This is a genomic window from Candidatus Cloacimonadota bacterium (genome assembly GCA_020532355.1).
Lineage (GTDB): Bacteria > Cloacimonadota > Cloacimonadia > Cloacimonadales > Cloacimonadaceae > UBA5456.
Window position 1 is genome coordinate 1 of sequence record JAJBBD010000249.1, and the last position, 6155, is coordinate 6155.

Below are 6155 nucleotides of genomic sequence, written 5' to 3' on the forward strand. Positions count from 1 at the left end.
AAGCTTTCTGAAGCTCCGTAAGTAGAGGCGGTATTCTGCCTTATTATGATGGCTTCCATCAGGTTGCATGTTTGTATATTTCTCTGCAGTAAATCCTCGTTCAATACAATAAGCATATCTTAGCGAGGGTTTACCCAGTCTTGATCCTGTATTTATATGAGTATCTCAGCCTAAAACTTCCTTATTGATAGCCTTAAGAAGTGAGGCATCAAGCCGTGATTTCTGCCCGATACTTCTTAAAGACCGTTAAATAATCGGGGTATGGAGCGGAGCCTCATTCTGCAAGGGTAGAGGATGGGCACAGCGACAACGATGTTCTTGTCTTTAAGATAGAAGACATTACTCAAGCTTATAACATACGGGAAGCTAAAACTATTCAACATTAGCTGTTTTCAATATTCCCAATCTCGATACGTCTCAATCTATGGCGTATGTAAAAATTTTTACAGCAGATTAGAGTTGACAGTACTCCCCCCAAAGAAAAGAATAGCACAATCCGTAAAAATAAACTCACGGAGTATAGATGAGCCAAAGCAATGAATACCTAAAGCGCTTAGTAGGTTTTGCGCAAAAAGAGCAGATTTTAAGAAAAGGAGAGAAGCTGCTATTAGCCGTATCTGCAGGAGCAGATTCTACGGCAATGTTGTATCTATATTCGCGTTTACGCTTTAGCTACAATCTTTCTCTGCTGGCAGTACATATCAACCATCAATTACGTGGAATAGCCAGTGATCAGGATGAAGAGCAGATCAAGAAATTGTGTTTGCAACTTAACGTGCCACTGATAATAAGGCATATAGAGTTGAAGGGGCCCCAAGATCTTGAAAACAGGGCTCGAATTGCTAGATTTGAGATATTTAACCAAATCTTAGAAAGTTATAAGTTCGATAAAGTTCTTCTTGCACATCATAAAGCAGATTTAGCCGAAACAGTATTAATAAACTTACTACGGGGTTCTGGGTTAAGCGGAATGGCGGGAATCAAGCCTTTACAGGATAAGGTAGTGCATCCTATGCTAGATTTTATGCCACAGGAATTGAAAGAATTACTAAATTCAGTAAAGATTACTTGGCGCGAGGATGAATCCAATTCTGATCCTGGATTTACTCGAAACAGAATCAGAACAGAGCTGATTCCACAGCTTAAGCAAATCTATAATCCCCAAATTACACAATTACTTGCCAATGAGGCATCAGTATTGTTGCAGGCAGATAAATACATAGAAGAGAAAGCAAACCGCCGCTTCAAAAAAATCTGTTTGGAGAACTCGTTAGAGCGAATAATCTTAAGTTTACCAGATCTATTGAGGGTGCCGCAAATAGAGCAGTATTATATATTAAGAAAAGCATATCGCCTAGTATCGGGAACAAAACAGGATTTCTTTAGGGTTCATATGCACGAGTTGGAGAGTCTTTTTGAAACTGAAGGTAGCAAGCATATTAGCCTTCCTCATTCAATATATGCCATAAAACAATATCAAGAGCTGATATTTAGTTCGGTACGAGAGGATATAGAGCCACAACCTGCTGAAGAACTGATAATTGAAGGTGAGCGAGCGCGGGCAGTACATATAAATTACCGTTTTAGTTTTAAATATCTTAAAGTATTGCCACCAGATTGTGCCGAGTATCAAAGAAACAAGGTGATTTTGGATGCCGATAAAATAGTTGGAAGAATCCGCATTCGAACTCGCCGAGAAGGAGATCGTTTTATTCCCTTTGGTATGAACGGTTTTAAGAAACTAAAAGACTTTTTTATTGACGAAAAAATACCCAAATATGATAGGGACTTGATACCCATATTTGAGGACGAAGAAAAGATAATTTGGATATGTGGGTTTCGCCCCGATAACCGGGTACGATATCAGGAGACGAGCTCCCGATATCTGGCTATTGAAGCGGAATCATTATTAAAAAAGCCCAACCGGGCAGCAAACCGGAAAAAGCGAGGAAGCAATGAATTTGATGAACTGTGATATATCGGCAGTACTCTTTGACGAAATGCGCATCCAAAACCGGATACGGGAGATTGGCCAACAGATAAATCACGATTATGAAAGCAAGGTGCCAGTGATAATTGGCGTGTTAAAAGGTGGATTCATCTTTATGAGTGATCTTGTGCGTGCCATCTCAATTCCCATCGAGATTGATTTTCTTGCTATATCTAGCTATGGAGTTGGAACCAGTAGCAGTGGGGTAGTTAAGATACGTAAAGATATAGATTTGGATATAACCGACAGGGATGTGATAATAGTTGAAGATATTGTAGATAGCGGATTGTCCTTGCAGTATATAAAGGATTACATATGGAAGCATAAACCTGCCAGCTTGAGAACTTGTGTTTTGTTGGATAAACCTCAAGCCCATAAGATAGAAACAACATTTGAGTATGTAGGCTTTGAAGTGGGTAATGAATTTGTGGTGGGCTATGGCCTAGATTACGCGGAGCGATACCGTAATTTGCCCTTTATTGGAATCCTGAAGGAAGAGTGTTATACATGAAATATTGGCTAATGGCTGCTTTCTTTGCCGGTAGCGGCAGAGTGTTTGCGCAAGCAATGAGCGATAGTATAGATGCACCAATAAGTGAAATTCCCACCGTTATGAATGGTTTTTCGGAAATGCTGAGATGGTTTGTATATGGAATAATCCTGATTTCGGTAATAGGTCTTTTTAGAATGTTCCAATCCAAGCGGAGGCTAAATTCTAAAGAGCAGAATGAAGTGCCAAAATTGGATGCCCAAGGACGCCCGATACCTCCTGCAAAAAAACCAAGAATCTGGACCCCATTTATAGTGATTTTAGTAATGCTTGCCATCAGTCTTTGGTTTACTTACGGAGGAAATCGTGAAACCGTAACCAAAGAGAGCTATAGTAACTTTATGGCGCGTGTATATAATGAAAGCATCAAAGAAGTGCAGTTTACCGAAAGAGATATTATCTACACCGATAGTACACAGCGTAAATTTAGTACTACACTGCCTTTCGAAGATGCTCGTTTAGTGGACAGCTTGCTGGTAAGAGGAATAAAAGTAGTTACCGTGAAACCAGCTGGTTGGACGAGTCTGCTGATCTCGCTTTTACCATTTATTCTGCTGATTGGTTTTTACTTTTTGATTATGAGTCGTATGACGGGGCAGAACTCCAAAGCATTTAGCTTTGGCAAAAGCAAAGCCAGGCTGCATGAAGCCAGCAAATCTCGCGTTACCTTTAAAGATGTAGCTGGTGTGGATGAAGCAAAAGAAGAACTGCAAGAGATAGTGGAATTTCTTAAAGATCCCAAACGCTTTCAACGCTTGGGCGGCAGAATCCCTCGCGGAGTTTTACTGGTGGGACGTCCCGGAACGGGTAAGACCCTTTTGGCAAAGGCAGTTTCCGGAGAAGCGGGAGTTCCCTTCTTCTCTATATCGGGTTCCGACTTTGTGGAAATGTTTGTAGGTGTTGGAGCGGCAAGAGTTCGCGATTTATTCGATCAAGCCAAAAAGAATTCGCCCTGTATTACCTTTATCGACGAAATCGATGCAGTGGGAAGGCATCGTGGTACCGGATTAGGGGGGGGGCATGATGAACGAGAGCAAACCCTTAATCAGTTATTAGTAGAAATGGATGGTTTTGAACCCAACGAAGCGGTAATAATAATTGCAGCAACAAACAGACCCGATATCTTGGATCCGGCACTTCTACGTCCTGGTAGATTCGATCGTCAGGTTACGGTGGATTTGCCTGATATTAAAGGTAGAACCGAGATCTTAAAAGTGCATGCGGCAAAAGTTCCTTTGGGAACTGATGTACATTTAGAAATAATCGCTAGAGGAACACCTGGATTTAGCGGTGCAGATTTGGCAAATCTTGTAAACGAAGCCGCATTGATTGCTGCCAGCAAAAATAAGAGCGACATCCAAATGATGGATTTTGAAGAAGCCAAAGATAAACTGACTTTGGGTAAAGAAAAAAAGAGCAGGGTAATACCTGAGGACGATAAGCGTTTAACCGCATATCATGAAATTGGGCACGTTCTAACCAGCATCTTTCAGGATTTAGTTGAACCCGTACATAAAGTGAGCATTATTCCACGAGGTTTTACGGGGGGAGCTACACATTACCTTCAAAGCGATAAAACTGGATACTCGCGCAGCTATCTGAAACAGTTCTTGGTTTCACTATTGGGCGGAAGAGCAGCAGAAGAAGTTGTGTTTGGCGAACTTACAACTGGGGCGGGCAATGATCTGGAGCGTACAACGGATATTGCCAAGAAGATGGTTTGTGCCTGGGGTATGAGCGAAGTGATTGGTCCCATGACCATTGGTAAAGATCAAAGTGAAGTATTCTTGGGGAAAGAACTAGTTTCGCGCGATATGTATAGCGAAGAAACTACGCGCTTAGTGGATTCTGAAATTCGCAACATCATTTCAGAAGCTCACGAACTAGCTCGGGAGCTTCTTACCAAACATAGAGAATTATTGGATATTCTTGCTAAAGAATTGCAGGAAAAAGAGACTTTGGTAACCGATGAAATCTTCAGTTTGATCTTGGCACATTTAGATAGCGAGGAACGCCAATTGGTGGAAGCTAAATATGATCGCGCCAAAGAGATGCGTTTTGAACACTCCTCCGAGACTAAAGAAGAAGAACACAAGCAAGAAGAATCTGGTAATGATAATGAAACACCAAACAAGGAAGAAAACACTATAGATGAATAATATGCACTCAACAACGATAATTGGTTTGCACAGCAAAGGTAAAACTGCGCTTTGTGGTGATGGACAAGTGAGTTTGGGAGATACTGTGGTTAAGGCTAAAGCCCTAAAAATACGCCGTATCTTTAACGATAAGGTGATTATCGGTTTTGCAGGAGCCACAGCGGATGCTTTTACCCTATTTGAAAAATTTGAAGAAAAGCTAAAAAGTAATAAGGGCAACCTCAAGAAAGCTGCGGTTGATCTGGCCAAAGAATGGCGACAAGATAAGTATCTTCGCCGCCTTGAGGCTATGCTGATTGCCGGCGATAAAACCGGCATATTAATGATTAGCGGCGTAGGAGACGTGATGGAGCCAGATGATGGGCTAATAGCCATTGGCAGCGGAGCAAACTATGCTCTATCTGCTGCTAGGGCTTTATTGCGCAACACGAAACTCTCCGAAGAAAAAATCGTAATGGAAGCCATGCAGATTGCCTCAGAAATATGTGTTTATACAAATGATCAATTCACATTGGAGGTTTTGTAGTGGTAGATATCAGCAAACTCACGCCCTCTCGCATTGTGGAAGAGCTGGATAAATACATTATCAGCCAATCTGCTGCAAAACGCAGTGTAGCAATAGCTCTGCGCAATCGTTGGCGGCGTCAACAAGTTAGCGGAGATATGAGGCGAGAAATAATGCCCAACAATATCATAATGATTGGTCCCACCGGAGTTGGTAAAACCGAAATTGCCCGACGATTAGCCAGATTGGTGGATGCACCCTTCATCAAGGTTGAGGCGTCAAAGTTTACGGAAGTAGGTTACGTTGGTCGAGATGTAGAATCGATGATTCGTGAGTTGGTAAGCTATTCGGTATCGCAAACCAGAACTCGCATGGTAAATACAGTAAAAGAGGATGCCAGAGCAATTGCGGTGGAAAAAGTGCTTGATGTGTTGCTTCCTCATAAGCGACGTAAAACCGATAACGAGGATCCGGATTATGCTGCCCGACAGAAACGCAGTCGAGATAAAATGCGAACCAAGCTACTTTCTGGGAAATTGGATGAAAAAGAGATTGAAATAGAGCTTAATGAAGATGCAATGCCAAATTTTGAGATTATGACGAATTTTGGTCTGGAAGCATTGGATTTTGATTTTTCGGATATGCTATCCAACATATTACCTAATAGAACCGGTAAGAAGCATAAAACATCTGTTGTTAATGCTCTAAACAATTTCACCGAGCAGGAGATTACTCGTCTGGTACCCAAAGATAAGGTTGCCGAAATAGCAAAAAAGGCAGTTGAAGAAAATGGTATTGTATTCATTGATGAGATCGACAAAATTGCCAACTCTGACAAGCATGGAGGCATTGATGTTTCGCGAAGTGGAGTACAGCGAGATCTTTTACCTATTGTAGAGGGCAGTAGCGTACCGACCAAGTATGGATCTGTAGATACCTCTCACGTGTTGT

At 41.6% G+C, this 6155-nt stretch carries 5 protein-coding genes; all 5 read left to right on the top strand.

All coding sequences use genetic code 11. The features are described 5' to 3' along the window. The first annotated feature begins 523 nt into the window (after positions 1–523). The gene (gene tilS, locus LHW48_08755) at positions 524–1975 is read left to right on the top strand and encodes a tRNA lysidine(34) synthetase TilS (protein ID MCB5260539.1); all 1452 of its coding nucleotides are present in this window, start codon (positions 524–526) and stop codon (positions 1973–1975) included. Beyond that, entirely contained in the window at positions 1965–2501 is a 537-nt protein-coding gene (gene hpt, locus LHW48_08760; protein ID MCB5260540.1) for a hypoxanthine phosphoribosyltransferase, read from the top strand. The genes tilS and hpt overlap by 11 nt, the downstream gene beginning before the upstream one ends. Positions 2502–2806: 305 nt before the next feature. Next, the gene (ftsH, locus tag LHW48_08765) at positions 2807–4699 is read left to right on the top strand and encodes an ATP-dependent zinc metalloprotease FtsH (GenBank protein ID MCB5260541.1); all 1893 of its coding nucleotides are present in this window, start codon (positions 2807–2809) and stop codon (positions 4697–4699) included. Beyond that, positions 4692–5225 carry an ATP-dependent protease subunit HslV gene (gene hslV, locus LHW48_08770; protein MCB5260542.1) on the top strand — a complete coding sequence of 178 codons (534 nt, stop codon included), beginning with the start codon at positions 4692–4694 and terminating at the stop codon, positions 5223–5225. Before ftsH ends, hslV begins: the two co-directional genes overlap by 8 nt. Further along, a partial coding sequence (gene hslU / locus LHW48_08775; GenBank protein ID MCB5260543.1) for an ATP-dependent protease ATPase subunit HslU occupies positions 5225–6155 on the top strand: 931 nt, incomplete at its 3' end. The genes hslV and hslU, both read left to right, overlap by 1 nt.

Coding starts and splice junctions, on each gene's coding strand:
- tilS (MCB5260539.1), top strand. CDS start 524: ATGAGCCAAAGCAATGAATACCTAAAGCGCTTAGTAGGTTTTGCGCAA.
- hpt (MCB5260540.1), top strand. CDS start 1,965: ATGAACTGTGATATATCGGCAGTACTCTTTGACGAAATGCGCATCCAA.
- ftsH (MCB5260541.1), top strand. CDS start 2,807: ATGCTTGCCATCAGTCTTTGGTTTACTTACGGAGGAAATCGTGAAACC.
- hslV (MCB5260542.1), top strand. CDS start 4,692: ATGAATAATATGCACTCAACAACGATAATTGGTTTGCACAGCAAAGGT.